At 51.7% G+C, this 26,975-nt stretch carries 28 protein-coding genes and 1 CRISPR repeat array; of the genes, 8 read left to right on the forward strand and 20 right to left on the reverse strand.

What is annotated here, in order from left to right; genetic code table 11:
• Window positions 1–22: 22 nt before the first annotated feature.
• From iscU to iscR, 7 genes are all read right to left on the reverse strand, one after another.
• Complete coding sequence (iscU, locus tag MON37_RS06395; protein ID WP_003746470.1) at window positions 23–409, reverse strand: Fe-S cluster assembly scaffold IscU; 387 nt, start codon at window positions 407–409, stop codon at window positions 23–25.
• 38 nt (window positions 410–447) lie between these two features.
• The gene (locus tag MON37_RS06400) at window positions 448–1,050 is read right to left on the reverse strand and encodes a putative adenosine monophosphate-protein transferase Fic (RefSeq protein ID WP_039410749.1); all 603 of its coding nucleotides are present in this window, start codon (window positions 1,048–1,050) and stop codon (window positions 448–450) included.
• Entirely contained in the window at window positions 1,047–1,232 is a 186-nt protein-coding gene (locus MON37_RS06405) for an antitoxin VbhA family protein (protein WP_039410746.1), read from the reverse strand. The genes MON37_RS06400 and MON37_RS06405 overlap by 4 nt, the downstream gene beginning before the upstream one ends.
• 50 nt (window positions 1,233–1,282) lie before the next feature.
• A complete protein-coding gene (locus tag MON37_RS12305) occupies window positions 1,283–1,411 on the reverse strand; it encodes a hypothetical protein (protein ID WP_278250489.1) in 129 nt (42 codons plus the stop codon).
• Window positions 1,412–1,522: 111 nt separating this feature from the next.
• The gene (locus tag MON37_RS06410) at window positions 1,523–2,137 is read right to left on the reverse strand and encodes a hypothetical protein (RefSeq protein WP_039410744.1); all 615 of its coding nucleotides are present in this window, start codon (window positions 2,135–2,137) and stop codon (window positions 1,523–1,525) included.
• Between the two features lie 71 nt (window positions 2,138–2,208).
• Window positions 2,209–3,423: an IscS subfamily cysteine desulfurase gene (locus tag MON37_RS06415; protein ID WP_003764834.1), complete on the reverse strand. Its 1,215-nt coding sequence runs from the start codon at window positions 3,421–3,423 to the stop codon at window positions 2,209–2,211.
• A 29-nt stretch (window positions 3,424–3,452) separates the two neighbouring features.
• A complete protein-coding gene (iscR, locus tag MON37_RS06420; protein WP_003764827.1) occupies window positions 3,453–3,899 on the reverse strand; it encodes a Fe-S cluster assembly transcriptional regulator IscR in 447 nt (148 codons plus the stop codon).
• A gap of 352 nt (window positions 3,900–4,251) precedes the next feature.
• On the opposite strand from iscR, the gene MON37_RS06425 reads away from it, so the two are divergent.
• Both MON37_RS06425 and MON37_RS06430 read left to right on the forward strand, forming a co-directional pair.
• Entirely contained in the window at window positions 4,252–5,424 is a 1,173-nt protein-coding gene (locus MON37_RS06425) for an alpha-hydroxy acid oxidase (RefSeq protein WP_039410741.1), read from the forward strand.
• 132 nt (window positions 5,425–5,556) lie between these two features.
• A complete protein-coding gene (locus tag MON37_RS06430; protein WP_242883552.1) occupies window positions 5,557–6,564 on the forward strand; it encodes an IS5 family transposase in 1,008 nt (335 codons plus the stop codon).
• Between the two features lie 214 nt (window positions 6,565–6,778).
• On the opposite strand, the gene MON37_RS06435 is transcribed toward MON37_RS06430, so the two are convergent.
• From MON37_RS06435 to MON37_RS06455, 5 genes are all read right to left on the reverse strand, one after another.
• Window positions 6,779–7,561 (reverse strand): TrmH family RNA methyltransferase, encoded by a 783-nt coding sequence (locus tag MON37_RS06435; RefSeq protein ID WP_039410232.1) that lies wholly within the window; start codon window positions 7,559–7,561, stop codon window positions 6,779–6,781.
• Between the two features lie 186 nt (window positions 7,562–7,747).
• Window positions 7,748–8,323 (reverse strand): sigma-E factor negative regulatory protein, encoded by a 576-nt coding sequence (locus MON37_RS06440; protein WP_234396110.1) that lies wholly within the window; start codon window positions 8,321–8,323, stop codon window positions 7,748–7,750.
• A 17-nt stretch (window positions 8,324–8,340) separates the two neighbouring features.
• Window positions 8,341–8,940: an RNA polymerase sigma factor RpoE gene (gene rpoE / locus MON37_RS06445; protein WP_039410227.1), complete on the reverse strand. Its 600-nt coding sequence runs from the start codon at window positions 8,938–8,940 to the stop codon at window positions 8,341–8,343.
• 83 nt (window positions 8,941–9,023) lie between these two features.
• Window positions 9,024–10,367: a tRNA lysidine(34) synthetase TilS gene (gene tilS, locus MON37_RS06450; RefSeq protein ID WP_039410225.1), complete on the reverse strand. Its 1,344-nt coding sequence runs from the start codon at window positions 10,365–10,367 to the stop codon at window positions 9,024–9,026.
• Between the two features lie 93 nt (window positions 10,368–10,460).
• Window positions 10,461–11,420 (reverse strand): acetyl-CoA carboxylase carboxyltransferase subunit alpha, encoded by a 960-nt coding sequence (locus MON37_RS06455; RefSeq protein WP_039410222.1) that lies wholly within the window; start codon window positions 11,418–11,420, stop codon window positions 10,461–10,463.
• A 218-nt stretch (window positions 11,421–11,638) separates the two neighbouring features.
• On the opposite strand from MON37_RS06455, the gene MON37_RS06460 reads away from it, so the two are divergent.
• Window positions 11,639–12,040 (forward strand): RNA-binding S4 domain-containing protein, encoded by a 402-nt coding sequence (locus tag MON37_RS06460; protein ID WP_039410219.1) that lies wholly within the window; start codon window positions 11,639–11,641, stop codon window positions 12,038–12,040.
• Window positions 12,041–12,188: 148 nt separating this feature from the next.
• On the opposite strand, the gene MON37_RS06465 is transcribed toward MON37_RS06460, so the two are convergent.
• The 3 genes from MON37_RS06465 to MON37_RS06475 all read right to left on the reverse strand — a co-directional run bounded on the left by MON37_RS06465 (window position 12,189) and on the right by MON37_RS06475 (window position 15,580).
• Window positions 12,189–13,307: a hypothetical protein gene (locus tag MON37_RS06465; RefSeq protein WP_039410217.1), complete on the reverse strand. Its 1,119-nt coding sequence runs from the start codon at window positions 13,305–13,307 to the stop codon at window positions 12,189–12,191.
• A 244-nt stretch (window positions 13,308–13,551) separates the two neighbouring features.
• Entirely contained in the window at window positions 13,552–15,309 is a 1,758-nt protein-coding gene (gene recD / locus MON37_RS06470) for an exodeoxyribonuclease V subunit alpha (protein ID WP_039410214.1), read from the reverse strand.
• Between the two features lie 64 nt (window positions 15,310–15,373).
• Entirely contained in the window at window positions 15,374–15,580 is a 207-nt protein-coding gene (locus MON37_RS06475) for a hypothetical protein (RefSeq protein ID WP_167333232.1), read from the reverse strand.
• On the opposite strand from MON37_RS06475, the gene MON37_RS06480 reads away from it, so the two are divergent.
• The 4 genes from MON37_RS06480 (at window position 15,524) to cah (ending at window position 19,457) form a co-directional block, all read left to right on the forward strand.
• Window positions 15,524–16,369 carry a 23S rRNA (adenine(2030)-N(6))-methyltransferase RlmJ gene (locus MON37_RS06480; protein ID WP_039410212.1) on the forward strand — a complete coding sequence of 282 codons (846 nt, stop codon included), beginning with the start codon at window positions 15,524–15,526 and terminating at the stop codon, window positions 16,367–16,369. The two genes, MON37_RS06475 and MON37_RS06480, sit on opposite strands and share 57 nt — an antisense overlap.
• A gap of 94 nt (window positions 16,370–16,463) precedes the next feature.
• Window positions 16,464–17,522, forward strand: a complete 1,059-nt coding sequence (gene dinB / locus MON37_RS06485; protein WP_039410209.1) for a DNA polymerase IV — start codon at window positions 16,464–16,466, stop codon at window positions 17,520–17,522.
• 129 nt (window positions 17,523–17,651) lie between these two features.
• Window positions 17,652–18,383 (forward strand): phosphoadenylyl-sulfate reductase, encoded by a 732-nt coding sequence (locus MON37_RS06490; RefSeq protein WP_039410207.1) that lies wholly within the window; start codon window positions 17,652–17,654, stop codon window positions 18,381–18,383.
• 315 nt (window positions 18,384–18,698) lie between these two features.
• Window positions 18,699–19,457, forward strand: a complete 759-nt coding sequence (cah, locus tag MON37_RS06495) for a carbonic anhydrase (protein ID WP_039410204.1) — start codon at window positions 18,699–18,701, stop codon at window positions 19,455–19,457.
• Window positions 19,458–19,600: 143 nt separating this feature from the next.
• Here the strand turns inward: cah and cysD are convergent, their stop codons facing one another.
• Both cysD and MON37_RS06505 read right to left on the reverse strand, forming a co-directional pair.
• The gene (gene cysD, locus MON37_RS06500; protein WP_003757409.1) at window positions 19,601–20,515 is read right to left on the reverse strand and encodes a sulfate adenylyltransferase subunit CysD; all 915 of its coding nucleotides are present in this window, start codon (window positions 20,513–20,515) and stop codon (window positions 19,601–19,603) included.
• Window positions 20,516–20,940: 425 nt separating this feature from the next.
• Window positions 20,941–21,948 (reverse strand): IS5 family transposase, encoded by a 1,008-nt coding sequence (locus tag MON37_RS06505; RefSeq protein ID WP_242883552.1) that lies wholly within the window; start codon window positions 21,946–21,948, stop codon window positions 20,941–20,943.
• Window positions 21,949–22,116: 168 nt separating this feature from the next.
• Between MON37_RS06505 and cysG the strand changes: the two genes are divergently transcribed.
• Window positions 22,117–23,532, forward strand: coding sequence for a siroheme synthase CysG (cysG, locus tag MON37_RS06510; RefSeq protein ID WP_039408703.1), 1,416 nt, complete (start codon window positions 22,117–22,119; stop codon window positions 23,530–23,532).
• 84 nt (window positions 23,533–23,616) lie between these two features.
• Here the strand turns inward: cysG and MON37_RS06515 are convergent, their stop codons facing one another.
• From MON37_RS06515 to xerD, 3 genes are all read right to left on the reverse strand, one after another.
• Window positions 23,617–23,835: an HP1242/YdcH family protein gene (locus tag MON37_RS06515; RefSeq protein WP_029609831.1), complete on the reverse strand. Its 219-nt coding sequence runs from the start codon at window positions 23,833–23,835 to the stop codon at window positions 23,617–23,619.
• Between the two features lie 383 nt (window positions 23,836–24,218).
• Window positions 24,219–25,109: direct repeats of the CRISPR family, unit length 32 nt; unit sequence GTTTCAACACACAGCCGCCTGAAGGCGGCTGG.
• Window positions 25,110–25,130: 21 nt separating this feature from the next.
• Window positions 25,131–25,923, reverse strand: a protein-coding gene (locus MON37_RS06520; protein WP_242883556.1) for an IS5 family transposase whose coding sequence is annotated in 2 segments (ribosomal slippage) — window positions 25,131–25,658 and window positions 25,660–25,923 — 792 coding nt in all. Because the reading frame shifts where the segments join, the coding sequence is not laid out codon by codon here.
• Between the two features lie 88 nt (window positions 25,924–26,011).
• Window positions 26,012–26,887, reverse strand: coding sequence for a site-specific tyrosine recombinase XerD (gene xerD / locus MON37_RS06525; RefSeq protein ID WP_039409944.1), 876 nt, complete (start codon window positions 26,885–26,887; stop codon window positions 26,012–26,014).
• Window positions 26,888–26,975 lie beyond the last annotated feature (88 nt).

Raw genomic sequence — 26,975 nt, forward strand, 5'->3', positions numbered from 1 at the left:
ACAAAACACCAACCGAATCGGGTTATTTGTTTTCCTGACGTTTGCGATAGTCGGCAACAGCCGCTTTTACCGCATCTTCAGCCAAGATGGAGCAGTGGATTTTCACAGGCGGCAGTTCCAATTCTTCGGCGATTTCGCTGTTTTTGATTGCCAGCGCGTCATCCAGGCTTTTACCTTTTACCCACTCGGTAATCAGGCTGGACGAAGCGATGGCGGAGCCGCAGCCGTAAGTTTTGAATTTAGCGTCTTCGATGATGCCTTCGTCGTTCACTTTGATTTGCAGGCGCATAACGTCGCCGCAGGCGGGCGCGCCGACCATGCCGGTGCCGACAGACTCGTCGTCTTTGTCGAAAGTACCGACGTTGCGGGGGTTTTCATAGTGATCGATTACTTTATCGCTGTATGCCATGATGTGGTTTCCTTAAAATATCGTGGTTTGTTGATGTTTTAGTCGTCTGAAAAAGACGATTGTTCTAAATTTTCTAAAATTAGGCGTGCCAATAAGCTGCTATCGGCATGGTATGCCTGAATACAGGCTTGAATCATTTGTTCGGCAGAGATATTTTGCCAATGTATCTGCAAACCGTTTTTCATTGCCAATTGCGTCATAAACAGGCGCAATGTTCTGCCGTTTCCTTCACGAAAAGGATGTAGGACGTTCAACTCGCCCAAATAATAGGCTACACGCTCGGCGAATTTATCTTTATCCAACCCCTGCAAATAGTTTTCGTTTCGCAGCTTCTCTAAAAGTTTACGGCTTTCGTTTTCGATAAAAGCAAAATTGGCAAATCGGGTATTACCTTTGGAAATATCAATCCGCCGGATTTCGCCTGCCCAATCATAAACATCGCCAAACAGTTCGCGATGAATAGTCTGTAAATGGGCCAAATCAAAATTGTCCGTAATGGGTTGCAAAAGCAGATATTGGGCGCGAACAGCGGAAAATTCTTTTTCGGCGGTTTTCAGCAATTCACTATCTTGGATGGAGAGCTTGTTTTTAAATACGCCTCCATTCATATAAATAGTGTCTTCTCCGCCGTATTTGCTCATTTTTCCGCCATTCTTTGTTTGATGCCGTCCAAAGCCTCATCCAAACTGATTTTGCCTTCCACCAAACGCTGCATATCATGTATGGTCTCTAGACTGATGTTCAACTGCTCCATCCGCCACGAACCAATAATGGAATGCGTCGTTTGCGGCAAATGATGCTGTTCCTGAATTTGTAGGGACATGGGATTCCTTATTTTGCTTCCGAACAATATTTCAGACGACCCCTGCCGCCTTAGATTTTGCACGCGCCGCCTTCGCAGCCGTCGTCGTTTTCCGAATCGACGCCGCCTTCCACAGTAACGCCGTCAAAATTTTCAAGCAGGTTGTCGAGATTGTCCAAGTCGAGTTCTTGTTCGTTCATAATTTATATACCTATATTTGTAAAGTTTTAAGTATGTTCAAAAAAGTTTTATAATTTGATTTAGATAGGTTGATACTTATTATTCATTTGTGTTTGCACCTTCTTACTTAGCTATTTTTTGTATGGCCAAAAATTTTTAGAAGTTCTAAGAACTGTATACCAATTTTTCACTTGAGAGTTATTATTTTCCTCTTCAGTGTCATGATTCTCCATTTGAAATTTATTATTCTTCAGTTTAATTTTTTTATTTTTCTGTTTTATATTATTTTTCTGTTTTATATAAAGAGTAAGTATTCCACTATCTTCTTTACAAATAGCTATAAATTCAATATGTTCACTCTTCAATAAATTGGTATTTTTAGATTTAAATTTTATTATTCCAAAATTTGGAATAATGATTTTTGTAGTATTTAATTTTATTTTCGTTATATCTAAAAATAGATACCTAGGAATTTTATTACTTAACTTATAACACTCAATATAGTGTTTTATTTGATCAGGTACATTTTCCATCGAGTCATAAATTTGGCATTGCTCTGCATCTTTTAATAAATTTTTATAAGGGAAACGTAGCTCATTCCAATTTTGTTTATTGTTAAGTATTTGTTTATTACTAAGCAATATATTTGAAAATTTTTTAATTATTTCAAATAAATATTCTAATTCATCTTCCTGTTTTGAATCTAACGTTGATAAGATTGTATGTCTAGATAAAATAGGCTTCATAATTATTATCTATTTCTATATAGGTCGTCTGAAAAGGTCCCTTGCTATTTTCAGACGACCTTTTCTCTCAATCAATGCGCTGCCCATTCAATTGAGTTCAAATCAATCCCGTCTTTGAACATTTCCCACAACGGCGACAGTTCGCGCAGTTTGCCGATTTTGGATTTGATCAGTTCTGCCGCAAACTGTACTTCTTCTTCGGTGGTCATGCGGCCGAAGGTGATGCGCAGGGATGAGTGCGCCAGTTCGTCGTTGCGGCCGAGCGCGCGCAGGACGTAGCTGGGTTCGAGCGAGGCGGAGGTGCAGGCGGAGCCGCTGGATACAGCGAGTTCTTTCACCGCCATAATCAGGCTTTCACCTTCGACGAAGTTGAAGCTGACGTTCAGGTTGTTCGGGGCGCGGTGTTCGAGGTCGCCGTTGATATAGACTTCTTCGATGCCTTCGATGCCTTTGAGGAAGATGTCGCGCAGTTTGCGGTAGTGCGCCATGTCTTGCTCGAGTTCTTCTTTGGCGATGCGGAAGGCTTCGCCCATGCCGACGATTTGGTGGGTAGGCAGGGTGCCGCTGCGGAAGCCGCGTTCGTGGCCGCCGCCGTGCATTTGGGCTTCGAGGCGGACGCGGGGTTTGCGGCGGACGTACAGTGCGCCGATGCCTTTGGGGCCGTATACTTTATGACCGGACATGGACAGCAGGTCGATTTTGGCGGCTTCAACGTCAACAGGCACTTTGCCGCAGGCTTGGGCGGCATCGACGTGGAAGATGATTTTGCGTTCGCGGCAGATTTCGCCGATGGCGGGAATGTCTTGCACTACGCCGATTTCGTTGTTCACCCACATCACGGAAATCAGGATGGTGTCGTCGCGGATGGCGGCTTTGAGTTCTTCCAAATCGATCAAACCGTTTTCTTGTACGCCGAGGTAAGTTACTTCAAAACCTTGGCGTTCGAGTTCGCGCATGGTGTCGAGCACGGCTTTGTGTTCGGTTTTGACGGTGATGAGGTGTTTGCCTTTGGTTTTGTAGAAGTTTGCCGCGCCTTTGATGGCGAGGTTGTCAGACTCGGTCGCGCCGCTGGTGAAGATGATTTCTTTGGGGTCGGCGTTAATCAGGGCGGCGATGTCGGCGCGGGCTTTTTCGACAGCTTCTTCTGCTTCCCAGCCGAATGCGTGGCTGTTGGAAGCGGGGTTGCCGAAGGTTTCGGTCAGATAGGGAATCATTTTTTCGGCAACGCGTTTGTCAACGGGGGTGGTGGCGGCGTAGTCGAGATAAACGGGGGTTTTGACGGTCATGGTTTGCTCTTTCTTTTTCTGTAATGTACTTAATGGATATGTGTAAATTGGATGACGTGGCTGCCGTCATCGCTGTTTTTCTGTTCGATGATGCTTTGCAGGGTAACGCTGCTGAGGTAATCGTTGATGGTTTTGTTCAGGTTTTCCCAAAGGTCGTGCGTCAGACAGGGCGCGCCGTGGTGGCAGTTGGCTTTGCTGCTGCATTGGGTGGCGTCCAGCTTGTCTTCGGCGGCGGAAATGATTTGGGCGATATTGATTTGTGCGGGAGGGGCGGCGAGGATGTAGCCGCCGCCGGGGCCGCGCAGGCTTTCGACCAGCCCGGCGCGCCGCAGTTTGCTGAATAGTTGTTCGAGATAGGAAAGCGAAATACTTTGGCGTTCGCTGATGGCGCTGAGTTTGACAGCGCCGGTTTGCGCGTTCATCGCCAAATCAATCATGGCGGTAACGGCAAAACGCCCTTTTGTGGTCAGTCTCATGGTAGGTGCCTGTGTCGGCTTTTTTATAGTGGTGCGATTGTCTAATATCTGAGTGATTCAGTCAAGTATATTTGGGCGTCTTCCGATTGTTTGTTTAAATGGCTGGGCGAATGGATTTTTATCTGCCTAAAGATTTCTCTTTTTTTATCTGAAACTTGAATCCGAGGTCGTCTGAAAAGTGCTATTACCCTGCTTTTGGCGGGGTTAAAACCATTTGCTTTATAATTGCGATTGATATAGATTATCTAATTCATACTAAATCATTATGGTATTGCAAAAGGTCGTCTGAAACCGCCCTGCCCGTTTCAGACGACCCAAGCCATAAGCAACCCCTTAACAGAGGCAATCAACAATGAAACGCGATTTGAGCAAAATGACCTGTATCGAAGACCTGCGCCTTGTCGCCAAGCGCAAGATGCCGCGCATGTTTTACGATTACATCGATTCAGGTTCTTGGACGGAAACCACCTACCGCGAAAACACTACGGATTTCAAAGACATCCGCTTCCGCCAAAAGGTATTAGTCAATATGGAAGGCAGAAGCTTGGAAACCAAAATGATCGGTCAGGATGTGAAAATGCCGGTGGCGATTGCGCCGACGGGCTTTACCGGCATGGCGCACGCCGACGGCGAAATCTTGGCGGCGCGGGCGGCGGAGAAGTTCGGCATTCCGTTTACCCTCTCTACCATGTCCATCTGCTCGATTGAAGACGTTGCCGAAAACACCAGCGCGCCGTTTTGGTTTCAGCTTTATGTGATGCGCGACCGCGAGTTTATGGAAAACCTGATTAAGCGCGCGAAAGATGCCAAGTGTTCGGCATTGGTTTTGACCGCCGATTTGCAGGTTTTGGGTCAACGCCACAAAGACATCAAAAACGGCCTGTCCGCGCCGCCGAAACCGACCATCGCCAATTTAATCAACCTGGCGACCAAGCCTGAATGGTGCATGAAAATGCTGAACACGGAACGCCGCACGTTCCGCAATATCGTCGGACACGCTAAAAATGTCGGCGATTTGTCTTCGCTGTCTTCATGGACTTCCGAACAATTCGACCCGCGCCTGAGCTGGGACGACGTTGCCCGAATTAAAGATTTGTGGGGCGGCAAGCTGATTATCAAAGGTATTATGGAACCTGAAGATGCGGAAAAAGCAGTGAAAAGCGGCGCGGACGCATTGGTCGTTTCCAACCACGGCGGCCGCCAGCTCGACGACACCATATCCGCCATCAAAGCCTTGCCCGACATCGTCAGCGCAGTCGGCAGCGACATCGAAGTGTGGATGGACAGCGGCATCCGCAGCGGTCAGGACATCCTCAAAGCATGGGCTTTGGGCGCGAAAGGCACGATGATAGGCCGCGCATTCCTCTACGGCTTGGGCGCATACGGCGAAGAAGGCGTTACCCGCGCGCTGGAAATCCTGTATAAAGAAATGGACGTATCCATGGCGTTTACCGGCCATCGCAATATTCAGGACGTCGATGCAAGCATCCTGCAAAGCACACGCTGGCCGAATGACAAATTCTGATTGCTTTGAAACATCAAACCGGCGGTTAAACAAATTAACCGCCGGTTTGATATTCTAAAATTGCAGAAGGAGACCTTTGCAAAATTCCCCAAAATCCCCTAAATTCACACCAAGACATTTAGGGGATTTTCCATGAGCACCTTCTTCCGGCAAACCGCACAAGCCATGATCGCCAAACACATCGACCGCTTCCCATTATTGAAGTTGGATCAGGTGATTGATTGGCAACCGATCGAACAATACCTGAATCGTCAAAGAGCCCGTTACCTTCGAGACCACCGCGGCCGTCCCGCCTATCCACTGTTGTCCATGTTCAAAGCCGTCCTGCTCGGACAATGGCACAGCCTCTCCGATCCCGAACTCGAACACAGTCTCATCACCCGCATCGATTTCAACCTATTTTGCCGTTTTGACGAACTGAGCATCCCCGATTACAGCACCTTATGCCGCTACCGCAACTGGCTGGCGCAAGACGACACCCTGTCCGAATTGCTGGAACTGATTAACCGCCAACTGACCGAAAAAAACCTAAAAGTAGAGAAAGCATCCGCCGCCGTCATTGACGCCACCATTATTCAGACCGCCGGCAGCAAACAGCGTCAGGCCATAGAAGTCGATGAAGAAGGACAAGTCAGCGGCCAAACCACACCGAGTAAAGACAAAGATGCCCGCTGGACAAAGAAAAACGGTCTCTACAAACTCGGTTACAAACAACATACCCGTACCGATGAGGAAGGCTATATCGAGAAACTGCACATCACCCCCGCCAATACCCATGAGTGCAACCACCTGTCGCCTTTGCTGGAAGGCATTGCCGAAGGTACGACCGTCTATGCCGATAAAGGATACGACAGTGCGGAAAACCGGCAACATCTGAAAGAACATCGGTTGCTGGACGGCATTATGCGCAAAGCCCACCGCAACCGTCCGCTGACGGAAGCGCAAACCAAACGCAACCGATATTTGTCGAAGACCCGTTATGTGGTCGAGCAAAGCTTTGGTACGCTGCACCGTAAATTCCGCTACGCCCGGGCAGCCTATTTTGGTCTGCTCAAAGTGAGTGCGCAAAGCCATCTGAAGGCGATGTGTTTAAACCTGTTGAAAGCGGCTAACAGGCTAAGTGTGCCTGTTGCCGCCTAAAAGGCGGCCCGGATGCCTGATTATCGGGTATTCGGGGAGGATTAAGGGGATATTTGGGTAAAATCAGGAGCAATTAGGGGCGGAAATAGACGAAAACCTGTGTTTGGGTTTCGGCTGTCGGGGGGAAGGGCTTTTTTGCAAAGGTCTCAGAAGATAAGGTTTTCAGACGACCTTAATTGGGTTTCTCCTAAACTGACCGGTCGTCTGAAAGTGTTTATGCAATACGTTGGCGCATTTGCTCAAAGAGGCATACCGTTGCCGCCATGGCGACGTTTAACGACTCGGTCTGTCCCAGCATCGGGATTCTGACGCTGCCGTCGACTTTTTCCAAAATTTCCCGACTCACGCCGCTGCCTTCATTGCCGAAAACCCAAGCACAATGAGCGTTTAAATCCAGTTGGTACAAATCGGAAGGATTGCGCCCGTCCAAAGCGGTTGCCCATATTTTGTCCTGATAAGCATCCAGCCATTGCGGTAGAAAAACGCGGCTGTATATGTTCAACAGAAAATGCGCTCCCATACCCGCCCGCAATACCTTGGGCGACCAAATATCAACGCAGTCATTACCCAACACAATCTGCTTGACGCCCGAAGCTGCTGCGCTGCGTAAAACCGTACCGACATTGCCTGGATCTTGCAGTCTATCCAACACGACGCAATCGCCGCTTAAAGGCAAATCATCTTGCGGCGGAATCTCTATCCAAGTCATCACATCATCGGCGTCATTCAGACTGGTGATTTTAGACAAGGCTTCGTTTCCGACCCAAGTAATACAATCCTCATCCAAGCTGCTGATTAAATCTCGGATTTCAGAATGCGTGTTTTTACTTTCGGGCAAATACACTTGTTTGGGCGTATATCCCGCCTCTAAATAGACCTGCAAAAGATGCACGCCTTCCAACACGGTTTGCCCGTATTCACGGCGTGCTTTAGATTGTGTCAGCAGCTTGGACAAATGCTTGAGCTGCTCGTTTTGCGCGGAGGTAATCAATTTCATGTGCCGCATTATATAGCGGATTCAAATAAAAAAGATACAGAAAGGCAGCCGCACGATACCGTTCGACTTTTTTCAAACCGCTTTTTCAGACGACCTCAAGATGCATCCGTTCAAAAATAAAACCCCTGCCCGAATAGCTCGGGAAGGGATTTCTCTACTTGATGGAAATCTGTCTCTATATGCAGTTTAGTGGACGATGGAATCCTGTTGAACCTGCATTTCAGTTCGAACCGTAGTCTGACTCACACCTTTTTCGTTCTTTATCGATTCAGGTAATACCACAGCGTCCGAAGCATTTTTAACAGCTGGATTAGCCACTACGGACACTATATTTTCCTGTTGTGCTTTGGTTTCAACAGCTTTTTCTGCGACCATATCTGCTGATCCAACACTTTGCATTTGCGGAGCAAATTGCCATACGGCTACGGCAACTGCAGCAACGCTGGCAGCAACGGCGAAAGATTTAAAGAAGGAATTGTTTGCAGCTTGAACACCCTTAGCAGACATCGCTGCGGCAACTTCAGCCTTATGACGTTGCTTATGTTCTTCGCTGATTTCAGCAAGCGTAGCAGTAAATGCTGCGCTTTGCATGAAATCCGCATCACGCCCCGTACCTGCTTTATAGCGCATGTAATCGCCAATCAGATGGTACTCGTACCACGCTTCGGCAGCGGCATCGTCGGACAACAGACGATCAAGCATCTCTTCAGATACATCGTCGTTATCCATCAACATGGAGATATATTCGTGTGTTGTGTTCATAGTTATTACCATTTTTATTACCACCTTTGATTTTCAGAAGTTTCCAGCAACGGCCTCAAATCTTTTGCTATCACTTCCCGTGCCCTGAAAATACGGGATCTAACCGTCCCTATCGGGCAATCCATAATCGTGGCGATTTCCTCGTAAGACAAACCGTCCATTTCCCGCAAGGTAATGGCTTTGCGTAAGTCCTCGGGCAAATGCGAAATTGTTGATTCGACTGTTTGCAGGATTTCCCGATTGATCATCTCAGCTTCCGGCGTATGGTAATCCGCAATCTGATCCGACAAATCCAGAATATCCCCATCTTCATTGGCAGCCTCTGCACTGACGAACGGCTGCTTTCCTGATGTTACTAAGAAATTTTTGGCAGTATTGATAGCAATCCGGTACAGCCAGGTATAAAACGCGCTCTCGCTACGAAAATTCGGCAAGGCACGGTAAGCCCTGATCATTGCCTCTTGCGCCACATCGTTGACTTCGTGTTCGTCTTTGACAAAACGGGAAATCAATCTGATGAGCCGACGCTGATATTTGGACATCAGCATCTCGAATGCTTTTTGTTCGCCTTTCTGCGCGCGCTCTACCAAGACCTGATCAATCTGGCGATCATTCATATTTTACCTTTTTATAATAACTGCATTATAAGCTATAAAGTAGTAAAGCGTGCTGTGCCAGTTAAAGACAGCTATTGCCGCATTTAGTTCCATTTATATCTCAAAAATTTTCCATAAACCGGTAAAAAACCGTCAATCCCTTGAAAATCGTGGCTTACCGTAAGGTTAACAATAGCAATGCAGTTTCCGTCAGTATTTGTGATAATCGGCCAGCATTTTCTGACGAACGGTACAATATGGTTTTCCTGCAACATTTTCTTAACGTTTTTATACAAAAAACCTACATTCATCATATCATCACTACCCGCCGTCCGAATGATTCCTTCTTCTTCCAAGACCGATTCCGGCAATCCGTTGCGGTGTGGCACCAGAAAAAAACCGTTTTCTTGGAGAATATCTTTCAGACGACCTCTGACTTCTTTTCCCTTTATCCAATCCGCGTCCGCAAACTGGTTTTGTTTCAATATGAATAAAAAATCCCGGTATAAACATACCGATGTTTCGCCGAACTGCCATTGTGCAGTTTCTGCTTCCAACAGTATCCGCGCGAAATCCGCCAGCTTTCTCGGAGAACTTTCCACAATCCCATTCTCCTTAAAAAAACGCCAAAGAATCCGGCTGCGGCGTGCTTCGCTGAATGTCTGCCAACGGCTGACTTGGAAACGCCCGCTTTGGCAAACCGTCTGATAATCCGCATCGACAACTTCGTCCAAAATCGCCAAATCGGTTTGCAAAGAACGAATGTTGGCACAAACATGACGATCGAAATTCGGAATGCGCTCCCGCCAAACCGGCAACGCTTCGTAACGCATCCAATTCCTTAAAAAGGCAGTATCGGCGTTACTTTCGTCTTCAATGTTCGGCAGGTTGCAGGCAGCGGCGTAGCTTTCCAATTCTTTTCGAGAAAACGTCAGCAGCGGCCGCCAAATTTGCGTTCCCTCATCCAGCTTGCGCCATTGTGGCATGGCGGCAAGTGCTTTAATGCCGCCGCCGCGAACCGCCGCGAGCATGAATGTTTCAATTTGGTCATCCTGATGGTGCGCCAACGCGATGACACCAGAGGGGTCGTCTGAAAACGCCTGATAACGTGCTTTCCGTGCGGCGGCTTCGATTCCCAACCCGTCTTTTTTGACTTCAACTTTTACGCTTCTGAACGGCACATTCCATTCTTGGCATAAGCGTGTGCAAAACACCAGCCAGTCATCCGCATTGCGGCTCAATCCGTGATGAACGTGCAAAGCGTGTACATTCAAACCAAGCTCTTCCCGCAAACACGCGAGCATATGCAGCAACACCACCGAATCCAAACCGCCGCTCAATCCGACCGTTACCGTACAACCATCAGGAAGCGAACGCGCCGAAAGACGCAGGGTTTCCAACAAACTGCGGCATTGAGGCGGAAGGTTTTCAGACGACGTCGGGTTCATATGGCGTAATCTATATTGTGTCGGCAAGGCAAGTTCTTAGAAATGAAAAAGCAGGCAGGGGGGCTTCTGCCTGCTTTTCTGCACATTAATTGTTTACTTATCCGTAAACTTACCGTAAGCCATAATCCGGTCGAAACGGCGCGCCAGCAAGTCCGCCATCGGCATATTTTGCGCCTCGTGCAACTCGGTTTCCAACACCGTTTTGACGTTTTTCATGGTCGTTTCAAAATCACGGTGCGCACCGCCCAAAGGCTCGTTGATCACGCTATCGATCAAATCCAACTCTTGCAGGCGTTTGGCGGTAATACCCAAGGCTTGCGCGGCATCTGCCGCTTTTTCGGCGGTTTTCCACAGAATAGACGCGCAGCCTTCCGGAGAAATAACCGAGTAAGTCGAATATTGCAGCATATTGACGTAATCGCCGACCGCAATCGCCAGCGCGCCGCCGGAACCACCCTCGCCGATAATGGTACACAAAACCGGCACACGCAGTCGGGTCAATTCGTACAGGTTGCGTCCGATGGCTTCGGACTGACCGCGCTCTTCCGCGCCGATGCCCGGATACGCACCCGGCGTATCGACAAAAGTCATCACGGGAATATTGAATTTCTCGGCAGTCTGCATCAGACGCAACGCTTTACGATAGCCTTCAGGACGCGGCATACCGAAATTGCGGCGGATTTTTTCTTTGGTGTCACGGCCTTTTTGATGGCCGATAACCATCACGCTTTGTCCGTTGAAGCGCGCCAAACCGCCGACGATGGCATGGTCGTCTGAATAATGGCGGTCGCCGTGCAACTCTTCAAAATCGGTGAAAATGGCTTGGATGTAATCTAAGGTGTAAGGACGTTGGGGATGGCGTGAAACCTGCGAAATCTGAGCGGGCGTCAGCTTATTGAAAATCGATTTGGTCAAGTCGTTGCTTTTCTTCTGCAATCTGGCGATTTCATCGGAAATATCGACGGCGGATTCGCCCTGCACAAAGCGCAGCTCTTCGATTTTATTGGTTAATTCGGCGATGGGTTGTTCAAAATCCAAAAAAACTGGTTTCATAGGGTGAAGCTCTCGGTAGGGACGCTGCCGCTATCATACGCCAATCAGGCATATTTGGCAGCATTTCTCATGGAGGATATGCCGTGCAAAACGGCAGATAATCGGGCGGATGCCTTTTCAGACGACCTTTTACAACGATATAGTATATCTGCACTAAACAAATGAAGTGCCGTATCTTATGATAAACTTCCATTCAGTTCAATCATTTCAAACAGGCTATGAAAAACGAACACGACAATACGGCGATGCGGCTCGACAAATGGCTTTGGGCTGCACGCTTTTTCAAAACCCGCGCGCTGGCTCAAAAACATATCGAATTGGGCAGGGTTCAGGTCAACGGCGCCAAAGTCAAAAACAGCAAAAACATCAGCGCGGGCGACATCATCGACCTGACGCTCAATTCGCTGCCTTACAAAATCAAAGTATTGGCACTCAACCACCAGCGCCGCCCCGCCCCCGAAGCGCGCCGGCTTTACGAAGAAGACATGAAAACCGCCGCCGAACGCGAAGCGCAGAAACAACTCGACCAAGCAAGCCGCATCAGCGCGGCGTATCCCGACGGCAGGCCGACCAAACGCGACCGCCGCCAACTCGACCGCATGAAACGCGACAGCTGGTAGGATTCGGAGTTTGTCTTGGTGGAATCGTACTTTTCAGACGACCTTTATCAGGAAACAGGTAAAGGTCATCTGAAATCTTATCCGAACTAAAACAGGCAGGTTTTCCCTGCCTGTTTTTTCGTTTCTACAAAACCTTTATCCAAACGGCTTAGAATTTGTATTCCACTTGACCGCGCAAGACGTTGACGTCTTGTCTGCTTGAGCCGGCAGTCGGGGTAACTTGTTTGCCCGCCAAGTAAAAGCCTGACACTTTCCAGTTTTTCCAAGGAACGTAGGTCGCGCCGACTTGTACGCCTTGTACGTTTTTACTGTAGTCTTGTACGGAAGATACGCCCGAAAGCGCACCGACGCGGCGGTAATTCAGGAAGGCGTCGTAGGAATTGCGGACTTTCCAGTCGGCAAGTTTATAGCGGACTTCGGTAAACACGCCGTCGTTTTTGATTTTTTGTCCTGCGTCGTTATAGGCTTTGATGTTGGACTTGCTGACTGCCGCCATCCAACGCCAATCGTCATTGAATTTGACATCTGCGCCGATTTCGCCGAAGACGGCGTTTTTCTTCGCGCCGCGCACGTCTATGTCTTTCATGTAGCTGACGGTTGCGCCGACGTTGATGTTTTCGTTAATCGGCAGGCTGCTTTGAATGGCGGCGAAGTGTTTGCGGCGGCCGCCTATGCCCCATACGTTGTCGTTGAGGCTGCCGGTACGGCGGCCAGCATAGATTTTGGTGGGCAGGGTTTTGTTGTCAAAGAAGATTTCGCCGCCGGTTACTTCGGTATCCCAGACGCGTCCGTAGGAGGAGAATGCACCGAATTTACCGACGCGGGCTTTGACGCCTTCGGTAATTGAGCCTTCAGCATAGAGTTTGTTCACGGGAACATCATGGTCGCCGTTGAATTTGCCGGTTTTCAAGTCGATGTTGGGTTCGATTTGGGTCACCAGTTTCCAGTCTTTATAAAGTTTGGCGCGCAACCAGAATTCGGCGTTGAAATTGGTATTGGAGGCGTCGGGCGTGGGATTGGTGCTGCTGTTGTTGGCATTGATGTCTTTGGTGTCGGCACGGACGCGGAATGTGCCGTTTACGGTCAGCAAATCGTTGAAAATGCTGATTTTGTCTTCGTCTTTGCGGATGACGCTGCCCGAATTGACGTAATCGCTCGTCGTTGCCAATGCGGCGGCATCGCGCTCTACGCTAGCGGTTTCTGCAAATGCGGTGGGTAATGCCGCCAAGGCAGCACATACAACGGCAAAGTTTTTTTGGATGTTCATGCCAATCTCCGATTGAAGGGTAAAAGGTATTTTTAACAAAAATTCCTAATCAATATTTGTTAGAAATTTACTAATTTTTGTAATCGAACGGCTGTAATCCTATGAAAGACGGCACAAACCGTCAAGAAGATTTAGAGTATTATGCTTATTTCCAAACTGATTTTGACGCATATCAATAGAGAAAGGTCGTCTGAAAACTCCCGGCAGCATCCGTTCCGTTTTCAGACGACCTTTAGGGTTTGATTCAAGCTTTCGGCACGAACATCGCGTCCAAGATGTCGCCCAATGCCGTGCGGCGGGTTTTGCGGGTCTCCACCGCCAACCGCCATTGTTCTTCATTTCCCCAAAAGACGAAGCGTTCCCGCGCGCGGGTGATGGCGGTGTAGAGCAGCGCATTGTTTAAGCCAGACAGCGCGTCATCTCCGCCCTGCTCTATTTTCCCCGACGGCGGCAGCAGCCAGACTTCCCGATATTCCGAACCTTGGCTTTTATGCACGGTCATGGCGAACGCGGAATCAAACTGCGGCAGGCGGCTGATGGCGATTTTTTTGAAACCGTCCGCATTCGGAAAATACGCCGCCAAGCCGTTCGCCGATTCCGCGTCGGGCATAATCAGCCCGATGTCGCCGTTGAACACTTCCAGCGTATAGTCGTTGCGCGCAATCATGATGATTTGTCCCGCGAACCACGGCGTATCCGCGCCCGCCCGATGTTTGCGTTGCAGATAACGGCAATACTCTTCGTTGAACGCCTCCGCGTCCTGCCGCCATGCCGCCAAAACGACCACATCCGCCGCGTGTCCGAACGCCAGCGCCACATCGTTTTTATCGACTGCCTGCCAGTATTTTTCGTGTTTGCGGTAAAGCAGCTCCGCCTGCTGTTTCAGACGACCTTCGCGGATTTCCAGTTCGTCGGGGAACAAGGCAAACTGCGCCCAACCTTCCCCGCTCTTGCCCGATACGACCGCCCTAGCCAGACAGCCGATGCCGCTGTCTGCGCCGAAACGGTGGCTGACTGTCAGTTGCGCGACGTTTTGCGACAAAACCGGCGGATTTTCCTCCACGGGGAAACCGTGTTCCGGCAGATAAATGCTCAGCTGATCCGCCGTCTCCTTATCCAAAACCGTCCGTCTCGACAACGCCGCCAATACCGCGCCGACGCCGACCGAAGGCAGTTGGAACTCGTCGCCCAAAAAAATCACGCGGCAGCCCGACGGAATCGCACGCAGCAAGTGAAGCAGCAGGGAAACATCCAACATCGAAGCCTCATCCACCACCAACACATCCAAAGGCAGCGGGTGGTTGCCGTCAAACGCAGGCAGCATTTGCGGCGGGCGCAGTTTCAAAAGGCGGTGGACCGTCTGCCCTTCCAGCGCGGACAAATGATTGCGCACCGCATCCGGCATCTCGAAACCGTCCACTGCCCGATGCAGCGCGCGCGCCATATGCGCCGCCGCCTTGCCCGTCGGCGCGGCAAGCGCAATACGCGGCAGGCGCGTGGCAGAGTTGGTGCAAACCAGCCCCAAAAGTTTCGCCACAGTCGTCGTCTTGCCCGTACCCGGCCCGCCCGTAATCAGCATAAACGCTTGAAGCAGGGCAAGCCCCGCCGCATCCCGCTGCCCTGCGCTGCCTTTGTCGGCAAACCAGCCGGACAAGTTTTGCGACGCGCTCATCCAATCCACAGGCTCGACTTCCGCTTCTGCCAAACGCTTGATTTCAGCCGCCAAATCATGCTCGAGCTGCCACATCCGCCCCAAAAACAGCTTTCTGCCCTGCAACACCAACGGCGACGTGCCCTGCCCGACCGTCGGCGCCAATCCCGCCAATTCCTCCGCCTCGCCCTCATCCAGCCAAACAAACGAATGCCCGTTCTGCAAAGCAGCAAACAGCCGCAACACATACGGCGTCAGCACCGCAGCATCCTCCGGTACGCAACGCTCCAGCAAATGCCCGGCCGCTTGTGCGGCGGCAAGGTTCAAATCATCGGCAGTATTCTCAGCCATCTTCGTTTCCCGTATTGAAAAAAGGTCGTCTGAAAACGGAAATCCGAGTTTCAGACGACCTGTATTATATCGGACAAAACAAAAATTTCCGCGACGGCAGCCTGTCAGGACGGTTTACTTCCAGCGCAATCCCAAGGTCGTCTGAAAGCCCGGCAACAGTCCCGCTGCATTTGCGGATATAATCGCCCTTCACTGTTTTCAGACGACCCCTGCCATGCTCAGCTACCGCCACGCCTTCCATGCCGGCAACCACGCCGATATGCTCAAACATTTCACCCTCTTCCTGACACTGGAATATTTCAACCTCAAAGACAAACCGTATTGGTATATCGACACCCATAGCGGCGCAGGTTTGTATGATTTGCGTGGCGAGCAGGCGCAGAAGGTCGGAGAATACCGGCAGGGGATTGCACGGTTGCTTCAAGCAGATGCGCTGCCCTCGGATTTGTCCGACTTTACCGGTCGTCTGAAAGAAATCCTGCCCGATGAAAACCTCTACTGCGGCTCGCCCTGGCTTGCCCGCTTTCTCACCAGAGAATGCGACAAACTTCGCCTGTTCGAGCTTCATCCTGCCGATTTTGCGCATTTGCAAAACAACATGAAAGAAGCCCGCCTGGGCAAACGCGGGCAAATCGCGCAAGCCGACGGCTATCGCGGACTGATTTCGCTGCTTCCCCCTCCGCCGCGCCGCGCCGTGGTACTGATCGACCCACCCTATGAGGAGAAACAAGATTACCGCCGCGTCGTCCAAACCCTGCAAGACGCGCTCAAACGTTTCGAGTCGGGCTGTTATCTGGTTTGGTATCCCTGCTTGAACCGCGAAGAGAGCCGTAAGATGCCGGAACAGTTGAAAAAACTCATGCCCGAAAATTACCTTCAAGCCGAGCTTTATGTTCACAAAGCTCGTGAAGACGGCTTCGGTATGCACGGCAGCGGGATGCTCGTCATCAATCCGCCCTATCTGCTGGCAAAAAAATTGGCGGATACGCTGCCCAAGCTGACGGAAATTCTGGCTCAAGATGATGCGGCGCGTTTCGTTTTAGACTATCAAATCAAATAAACCGGCAAAGGTCGTCTGAAACTGGTTTCAGACGACCTTCCTCTATCGTTTTCCGCTAAAATACCCGTCTCTTTTTCCTTCCCGACCGTCTTCAATGTCCCAGCGCAAAATCATCCATATCGACATGGACGCGTTCTACGCATCGGTAGAACTGCGCGAGCAGCCGCATTTGAAAGGACTGCCCGTGGTCGTCGCGTGGGAGGGCGCGCGTTCGGTGATTTGCGCCGCATCGTATGAGGCGCGGCAGTTCGGGCTGCATTCCGCGATGTCGGTGGCGACGGCGAAAAGGCTGTGTCCGCAAGCGGTGTATGTGCCGCCGCATTTCGATTTGTACCGTCAGGTTTCCGCGCAGATTCACGCCGTATTCAGGCGCTATACTGATTTAATCGAACCCCTGTCGCTGGACGAAGCCTATCTTGACGTGACCCATAATTTCAAAAACATCCCATACGCCAGCGAAGTTGCCAAAGAAATCCGCGCCGCCATTTTTGCGGAAACCGGCCTGACCGCTTCCGCAGGCATCGCGCCGAACAAATTTCTAGCGAAAATCGCATCGGACTGGCGCAAGCCGAACGGGCAATTCGTCCTGCCGCCGCACAAAGTCATGGCATTTTTGGAAACCCTGCCCTTGGGCAAAATTCCCGGCGTGGGCAAGGTAACGTTGAAAAAAATGCAGTCGCTGGGTATGCAGACGGCAGGCGATTTGCGCCGTTTCGAGCGCGGCGAACTGTTAAACCATTTCGGACGCTACGGCTACCGCCTTTATGATTTGGCACGCGGTACGGACGAACGCCCCGTCAAAGCCGAACGCGAACGCCTCCAAATCTCCACCGAAATCACCTTGCCCGAAGACCTGTCGCTCGAACAGGCCGCCGGACATCTGCCCCATCTTGCCGAAGACCTGTGGCGGCAAATCACGCGCAAAAACGTCGAAGCCAAAGGCGTAACCCTCAAGCTGAAAACCCACGATTTCCGCATCATCACCCGCTCCCTGACCTACTCTTCCGTCCTGCCCGACACCAACGCCCTGCTTTGCGCCGCGCAAACCCTGATGCAGCGCGTGCCGCCCCAGCGCGAAGACGCCTTCCGCCTGATCGGCATAGGCGTGAACCACCTCGTGCCGAAAGACCAGCAGCAATCGCTTTGGTTATAAAGAAATAGAAAAGCATTCTTTCCCCTTCGCGCGAGACCGCCCGACAATAATGTTCCGTACAAACTTTCAGACGAGCCCTTTGCCGCAAGAGGGGTCGTCTGAAAACAAAAAACAAGGAACAAGCCAACCATGTCCCTCTTCCGTCCCCAGCTTTGGCGCATCCCGACGACAGGCGAAGCCGAACGGCGCCGGCTGCCCGAGTTGACCGCCACGCTCGAAACCCGCCTCAAACACATCGCCCGCCGTTATCCGCAAGCCGTCTTCGCCTCCAGCCTTGCCGTCGAAGACATGATCATTACCGACGCCATCTGCCGCCTGAAACTCCCCCTGCGCATCATCACCCTCGACACAGGCAAGCTCAATCCCGAAACCGCCGCCCTGATTACCGCCGTCAACGTCCGCTACCAAATCGATCTGGAAGTTTTCCACCCCGACCCCGAAAGCGCGCGACAGTTTGAGCAGGAATTCGGCGCAACCGCCATGTACGACAGCGTCGAGCTGCGCCGCCGTTGCTGCCACATCCGCAAAATTGAGCCGCTCAACCGCGCCCTGAAAAACGCCCCCGCCTGGCTGACCGGACAACGCCGCAGCCAATCGGCCACCCGCAGCGAATTGGATTTCGAAGAAACCGACCACAGCCGCAACATCGCCAAGTTCAACCCCATTTTCGACTGGGAAGAAAACGACGTCTGGGCATACGCCCAAGCCTACGACGTCCCGCTCAACGCCTTGTATTTCCAAGGCTACCCGAGCATAGGCTGCGAACCCTGCACCCGCCCCGTCAAAGCAGACGAAGACATCCGTGCCGGACGCTGGTGGTGGGAAAGCAAAGACAGCAAAGAATGCGGGCTGCACAAATAACCCTTGTCAGGCAAAGCAAAAGGTCGTCTGAAACCCAAATTCAGGTTTTCAGACGACCTTTTTCATAGGGCGGTTTTCCTTTAATTTTTCTCTCGCGCCAATCAGCGTTTTTCTATTGCAAATTATTATCCATTCCTAAAACGACAATATCGTTTTTTAAAAAATGAATTCGCTTTAACTTCATAGCCTTAAATTAATTAGCAAAAGAAGGCTTGACCTGATGATTTAATATGGCTATGGTTCAATAAAAAATAACAATATTCTATACACGCACCGCAATGCTTTTCCCCTCCTCCTTACAGAAAGGATATTGCAATGCCCTGCTTGACCCGTACGTTGCCTCGTCTGACTGTTTTCCTGCTGTCCACCTTCGCAGCATTCTCCGCCGCCGCACACGGAAACCACACCCATTGGGGTTACACCGGACACGACTCCCCCGAAAGCTGGGGCGAGCTTTCTGAAGAGTTCCGTTTGTGTTCCACAGGCAAAAACCAATCCCCCGTCAACATCACAGAAACCGTCTCCGGCAGACTGCCCGCCATCAAAGTCAATTACAAGCCGAGCGCGGTTAACGTGGAAAACAACGGCCACACCATTCAAGTCAACTACCCCGAAGGCGGCAATACCCTCAGCGTGAACGGACGCACCTACACCCTGAAACAATTCCATTTCCACGTCCCCAGTGAAAACCAAATCAAAGGCCGCACCTTCCCGATGGAAGCCCACTTCGTCCACCTAGACGAAAACCGCCAGCCTTTGGTATTGGCAGTATTGTACGAAGCCGGCAAGACCAACGACCGCCTCGCGCCTATATGGAACGTGATGCCGATGAAGGAAGGAAAGGTAAACCTCGACAAAGCTTTCGACGCCGGCACCCTGCTGCCGAAACGGCTGAAATACTACCGCTTTGCCGGCTCACTGACCACGCCGCCGTGCAGCGAAGGCGTATCGTGGCTGCTGTTGAAAACCTACGACTACATTGATCAGGCGCAGGCAGAAAAATTCACCCGCGCCGTCGGCTCGCACAACAACCGCCCCGTCCAGCCGCTTAACGCGCGTGTTGTCATCGAATAAACATTAAAGCCGTAAACGAAAAAGTCGTCTGAAAACCTAAATTTGGTTTTTCAGACGACTTTTTTCGCTCTTCATCACAATGTTTCCGGAACAAAGTCATCGGCTTGGGTTTCAACTCAAACCGATTTTGCCAGCAGCTCCGCTCAAAAATACCCCGCCTTTTTGCGCTCTTCCATCGCCGCTTCCGACACGCGGTCGTCCATGCGCGTGGCGCTGCGCTCGGAGATGGTTGCCGCTGCGGTTTCGGCGATGATGTCTTCGGGCGTGGCGGCGGTGCTGGCTACGGGGCAGGTGCAGGAAATGTCGCCGACGGTACGGAAGCGCACGTCGCGGATTTGGGAAACTTCGCCTTCGCGTTTCGGCGTCAGCGGGGTAACGGGGACGAGCAGCCCGCCGCGTTCGACGACCTCGCGTTTGTGGCTGTAATAAATCGGCGGCAGCGCGAGGTTTTCGCGGGCGATGTATTGCCAGATGTCGAGTTCCGTCCAGTTTGAAATGGGGAACACGCGCATGTTTTCGCCGCTGAATAGCCGCGTATTGTAGAGCGACCACAGTTCGGGACGCTGGCTTTTCGGGTCCCATTGTCCGAATTCGTCGCGGAACGAAAATATCCGCTCCTTCGCCCGCGCTTTTTCCTCATCGCGCCGCGCGCCGCCCATCAGCGCGTCAAAGCCCTGTTCTTCAATGGTTTCCACCAGTGTAACCGCCTGCGCGGCGTTGCGCGAATCGGTTTCGCGGCGCAGGACGACCGTGCCTTTTTTGATGGAATCTTCGACGCTGCCGACCACCAGTTGCACGCCCGTGCGCGCGACGGTTTCATCACGGAACTGAATCACTTCGGGGTAATTGTGTCCCGTATCGACGTGCAGCAGCTTGAACGGCAGCTTGAGCGGACGGCCTTCGAGTTTGAACGCTTTGACCGCCAGCGCCAGCAAAACGACGGAATCCTTGCCACCGGAAAACAGCAGCGCGGGATTTTTCGCTTCGGCAACGACTTCGCGGATGATGTAGATGGACTCGGCTTCGAGCCAGTCTAGGTGGTGGTTTTGAATAGACATATTGTTCTCTTTAGCAAAACTCGGATAAGGCGGTACTCTAAAGAGGTCGTCTGAAAAACGGAAAGAATGGTTTGTTTGAAGCAAAGATGATTTCGTTATATTGGCGGGGTCGTCTGAAAAGGGATTGGCGTTTTCAGACGACCTTTTTGCCGCGCGGCAACGGAAACGACACATATAGTGGATTAACTTTAAACCAGTACGGCGTTGCCTCGCCTTGCCGTACTATCTGCACTGTCTGCGGCTTCGTCGCCTTGTCCTGATTTAAATTTAATCCACCGAGACCTTTGCAAAAAAGCCCTTCCCCCCGACAGCCGAAACCCAAACACAGGTTTTCGTCTATTTCCGCCCCTAATTGCTCCTGATTTTACCCAAATATCCCCTTAATCCTCCCCGAATACCCGATAATCAGGCATCCGGGCCGCCTTTTAGGCGGCAACAGGCACACTTAGCCTGTTAGCCGCTTTCAACAGGTTTAAACACATCGCCTTCAGATGGCTTTGCGCACTCACTTTGAGCAGACCAAAATAGGCTGCCCGGGCGTAGCGGAATTTACGGTGCAGCGTACCAAAGCTTTGCTCGACCACATAACGGGTCTTCGACAAATATCGGTTGCGTTTGGTTTGCGCTTCCGTCAGCGGACGGTTGCGGTGGGCTTTGCGCATAATGCCGTCCAGCAACCGATGTTCTTTCAGATGTTGCCGGTTTTCCGCACTGTCGTATCCTTTATCGGCATAGACGGTCGTACCTTCGGCAATGCCTTCCAGCAAAGGCGACAGGTGGTTGCACTCATGGGTATTGGCGGGGGTGATGTGCAGTTTCTCGATATAGCCTTCCTCATCGGTACGGGTATGTTGTTTGTAACCGAGTTTGTAGAGACCGTTTTTCTTTGTCCAGCGGGCATCTTTGTCTTTACTCGGTGTGGTTTGGCCGCTGACTTGTCCTTCTTCATCGACTTCTATGGCCTGACGCTGTTTGCTGCCGGCGGTCTGAATAATGGTGGCGTCAATGACGGCGGCGGATGCTTTCTCTACTTTTAGGTTTTTTTCGGTCAGTTGGCGGTTAATCAGTTCCAGCAATTCGGACAGGGTGTCGTCTTGCGCCAGCCAGTTGCGGTAGCGGCATAAGGTGCTGTAATCGGGGATGCTCAGTTCGTCAAAACGGCAAAATAGGTTGAAATCGATGCGGGTGATGAGACTGTGTTCGAGTTCGGGATCGGAGAGGCTGTGCCATTGTCCGAGCAGGACGGCTTTGAACATGGACAACAGTGGATAGGCGGGACGGCCGCGGTGGTCTCGAAGGTAACGGGCTCTTTGACGATTCAGGTATTGTTCGATCGGTTGCCAATCAATCACCTGATCCAACTTCAATAATGGGAAGCGGTCGATGTGTTTGGCGATCATGGCTTGTGCGGTTTGCCGGAAGAAGGTGCTCATGGAAAATCCCCTAAATGTCTTGGTGTGAATTTAGGGGATTTTGGGGAATTTTGCAAAGGTCTCCCACCATATAACCAAATTCGATAAGATAAGCAAAAACCATTCTTTCCGCCGAAGCCTGCGGGATTTTAAGATGGGCGGCACGATAACTTAATAAGAGAACACGCCATGAACCATTATCCCCTGTTTGCCGATTTGAACGGCCGCCCCGTCCTGCTGGCGGGTGCGGGCAAAGTGGCGGAACGCAAAGCCGAAAGCCTGTTGCAGGCAGGGGCTGCGGTCAGGGTTGTCGCCCGCGAACTCAATCCCGTTTTCCAAAAGTGGGCGGACGAAGGCAAAATCGAATGGCTGGGCAGCGAATTTCACGAGGACGATTTGGATGACGTGTTTTTCGCCGTCGCCGCCACCGACGATTACGCCTTCAACCGCCGCATCTTCCAAGCGGCGGAGCAGCGGGCGAAACTCTGCAACACCGTCGATACCGCGGATTTGTGTTCCTTCACCGTCCCCGCCGTCATCGACCGCAGCCCGCTCAAAATCGCCGTCTCCAGCGGCGCGACCGCTCCCGTTTTGGCGCGCAAGTGGCGGCAAATCATTGAAACGCTCATCCCGCTGCACACCGGTCAAATGGCGGCACTCGCCGGCAAATGGCGCAACGCGGTCAAAGCCAAAATCAAAGGCACGGCAAACCGCCGCCGTTTTTGGGAAAACCTGTTCGACAGCCGCTTTAATGCGCTCGCCGCCCAAGGCAACCTTGATGCCGCCGAAGCAGAGCTTGCCGCGCAGCTTGACGGCTTCGGCGCGGCAAAAGGCGAAGTCGTCCTTGTCGGCGCAGGCCCCGGCGACGCAGGGCTGCTCACCTTGCATGCTTTGCAGGCGATACAGGCGGCGGATGTTGTGTTCCACGATGCCTTGGTTTCAGACGACGTCTTAAGCATGGTGCGCAAAGATGCCGACAAAATCAGCGTCGGCAAACGCGCAGGCTCGCACCACGTCCAACAAGAAGAAACCAACCGCCTCCTGGTCGAATACGCCCGCCAAGGTTTGCGCGTCGTCCGACTCAAAGGCGGCGACCCCTTCGTTTTCGGGCGCGGCGGCGAAGAAGCCCAAGTCCTGCGGCAGGCAAACATCCCCTACCGCATCATCCCCGGCATCACCGCCGCACTGGGTGCGACCGCCTACGCAGGCATCCCCCTGACGCACCGCGACTGCGCCCAAAGCGCGCTCTTCGTTACCGGACACAGCAAACATGACGGCCACCAACCCGACTGGCGCACGCTCGCCCTGAGCAACCAAACACTGGTCGTCTATATGGGCACGCTCAAAGCCGCCGAAACCGCCGAAAAACTGATGGCACACGGACGCAGCGGCGACACACCCGTCGCCATCGTCTCCAACGGCACGCTTCCGCATCAGAGCGTCGTGACAGGTCATCTGAAAAACCTGTCCGAGCTGGCAGAAAACGCCCCGCGCCCCGCGCTGATCGTTATCGGCGAAGTCGTTTCCCTGCGCGACGAATTGAAATGGTTTCAAGAAAACCCTGCGCAAAGCCGCCTTCACACAATGCACGAACAAGCCGCCTGAAGCGTTGGTTCAAATTGTTTAAATAAACGAAAGGTCGTCTGAAAAACCAAATCCGGTTTTCAGACGACCTTATTCAAATCCCGATTACTTGCCTGAAGCCTTTTGCAACAAAGCGTACAACTCGTCTTTCAGTTTCAATTTGGCTTTTTTCAGCTCTTCAATCTCATCAGCACCGCTGGTAACAGGATTATTAACCAAACCTGTAATCTTATCGTCCAACTCATTATGCTCGTCAAACAGACGGGCGAAGTGGGCGTCTTCTTGTTTTAATTTGGAAATTAAATCGCGATATTCTGGAAACATTTTGTTTTCCTCTTTCGTTAATATGAATAAAACGGCGCAATGCCAAGAAAAGTATGTAACTGCCAGTAGTTTTATTATAACAAAGCTGCCATTTTTATCCAGCCCCTTGCCAATCAAACCCTGCATTGCATCAAATTTATCCGACAGCCCGAAGCTGGAAAATCTGATTTGATCAGAACAGAACAAATCCGATTTCAATCGTCTGAAAGACAGAGATTTGATGGATTAAAAATTTCCTATTTTACAGATAATTTTTCAGAGATAACCATCAAAAAGTAAATGGTTACAGGCGGTTTAAATCAGGAAAGCACCGTCTGGTTTCGACATATGGTTAGCTGAAGATGGCTGAGCCTGCGCCTCTACATCTGCTCCCTCGGCTACGGGTTTCAATACACAGTCGCCTGAAGGCAGCTAGCAAAATCAATCGCCAGTACGGTAGAGGTCGTCTGTTTCAACACACAACCACCTGAAAGCGGCTGGGGCGGTTTTCCGTGTAGCATTTTAATCAATCCGTTTCAACACACAGCCGCCCGAAGGCGGCTGCAAACGCAGACGGCGGCATACCGCCCGAATCGCTGTTTCAACACACAGCCGCCCGAAGGCGGCTGCCGACAACTTAGATTTGCCGCGCATCAAACACTTGTTTCAACACACAGCCGCCCGAAGGCGGCTGGACTTCGCGCAGCACATGCCGCCTGCCATCAGTCAGTTTCAACACACAGCCGCCTGAAGGCGGCTGGTTCCGCGTGAGGTTTACCTCTGATACGGTGGATTTTGTTTCAACACACAGCCGCCTGAAGGCGGCTGGTTCCGCGTGAGGTTTACCTCTGATACGGTGGATTTTGTTTCAACACACAGCCGCCTGAAGGCGGCTGGGGGCTTGGCTTGGATAAAACCCCCGTCCGCATTACGGTTTCAACACACAGCCGCCTGAAGGCGGCTGGAACGCATCAATGTTGATAAGTTTCATGCCTTATACGTTTCAACACACAGCCGCCTGAAGGCGGCTGGGAACATCTGCGCGAACTTGCGGGTTCCGTTTTGGGTTTCAACACACAGCCGCCTGAAGGCGGCTGGGCCACTGGTCGCCGCTTCAACCACTGGGTCAATGTTTCAACACACAGCCGCCTGAAGGCGGCTGGGTTTATGAGTAATCGCAGCGCAAAAGTAATACAGGTTTCAACACACAGCCGCCTGAAGGCGGCTGGTATATCGCTTGCCGAAGCACGCGAAAGGCGGAAAGTTTCAACACACAGCCGCCTGAAGGCGGCTGGCGTGGACGCCTTAGAGCGTGTTCATAGTCTTCGTAGCAGGACTCCCAAGAAAGCCAAAGCTACCATTTGCAGACTGGTACTCAACTTACGCTCGCAGTTTTTCCAAAGCCGCCTGTTCTTTTCCAACCAGGAAAAGCTGCGCTCTACTACCCATCGCTTCGGCAATACTGCAAAACGGTGCAATTCGTTTCGTTTGGCAATCTCTACCTCCGCACCAATCAACTCCTGTACCGACGAAGCAAATGCCTTACCCGTGTAACCACCGTCAGCAAGGATTTTTTGTATCGCACCAAGATTATCCCGCCCACGTTCCAATGCCACCAGGCAGCCTTTTCTATCCGTAACATCCGCCGTCGTTACCGCAAGGGCATGCGGCAAACCTTGCGTGTCAACCGCTATATGTCGCTTGATACCGCTAACCTTCTTGCCCGCATCGTAGCCTTTTTCCATGGCGGTATCCGTGTTCTTCACACTCTGCGCATCAATAATCAGGAAAGTAGTTGCTTCATGGCGCCCCTGCTTGCGGCGCTCCGCAACTACCTGATTTTTTTAATGCTTCCTCAAGGATGCTGATGCCACTCTCGCGTGGTTCGGTCCATCTCTGGAAGTAGGAATGCACGGTGCGCCATTTGGGGAAGTCGCCCGGCAAAGCGTGCCAGGAGCAGCCAGTGCGTTGCAGGTAGAGAATGGCACAAAAGACATCGTACAAGTCCACCTGGCGTGGCGCTGTGCGTTTACGGGCACTTTCCAGCAGGGGAAGGAGAGGCGCAAATTGCTCGCGACTGATATCGCTTGGGTAGGTTTTTCTGTTCATGCCGATAGTTTACAGCAGAGGCTGAGACAATGAACACGTTCTGAAAACGAAATTTCCGTTTTCAGGCGACCTTTTTCAATAGAATCGTTTAATTCCGCGAATGGTGTTCGTCAACGATGTTTTTCAAGCGGATGTTGGCGACGTGGGTGTAGATTTGGGTAGTGTTGATGTTGGCGTGTCCGAGCATAAGCTGTACGGCACGCAAATCGACGCCGTGGTTGACGAGGTGGGTGGCGAAGGCGTGGCGCAGGCCGTGCGGGCTGAGTGAGGTGATGCCGGCTGCTTCGGCGTAGTTTTTGACAATCATCCACGCGAGTTGGCGGGAGATGCCGCTGCGTTTTTGGCTGACGAAGACTTCGTCGCAGATTTTGTTTTTGAGCAGCAGCGGGCGCGATTCGGCGCAATAGCGTTCGATCCAGTAAACGGCTTCTTCGCCCATAGGCACGATACGCAGTTTGTCGCCTTTGCCTATGGTGCGGATGCAGCCGCGGTTGAGGTCGAGATCACCCAGTTGGAGCTTGACGGCTTCGGTTACGCGCAAACCTGTGGCGTACATGACTTCGAGCAGGGCTTTGTCGCGCAGGCCGTGCGGCGTGTCGGTATCGGGTGCGGCAAGCAAATTTTCGATTTGCGCTTCGGTAATCAGGGTGGGCAGCTTTTGCGTCTGTTTCGGGGCTTTGAGGAAACGGGTCGGGTTGTCCGTCCGACGCTCAGTCTCTTCCAACCAGGCGTATAGGCGTTTGCAGGCGGACAAGGCGCGCGCCTGCGAGCTGTGTTTTTCGTCCGTCACATAGACGGCATCCGCCAAATCGGCGGCTTCGGCATCCAGCCAAGTATGCCCGCCCGCTTCCAAACGCGCGGCGATTTTTTCCAAATCGCGGCGGTAGCCTTGCAAGGTGTTATGGCTGAGACGGTCTTGCAGCCACAGGGATTCGAGCAGTTTGTCTATGAGTTCGTTGGTCATGGGGTTTTACAGGCAGTCCGAAGATGGGGTATCGTGGATCGAATATGAATCAGGACAAGCCAACCCTGCCCTGATTGACGTCCATTAT

Origin of the sequence: Morococcus cerebrosus (assembly GCF_022749515.1) — a bacterium.
In the GTDB taxonomy this organism is placed as follows: domain Bacteria; phylum Pseudomonadota; class Gammaproteobacteria; order Burkholderiales; family Neisseriaceae; genus Neisseria; species Neisseria cerebrosa.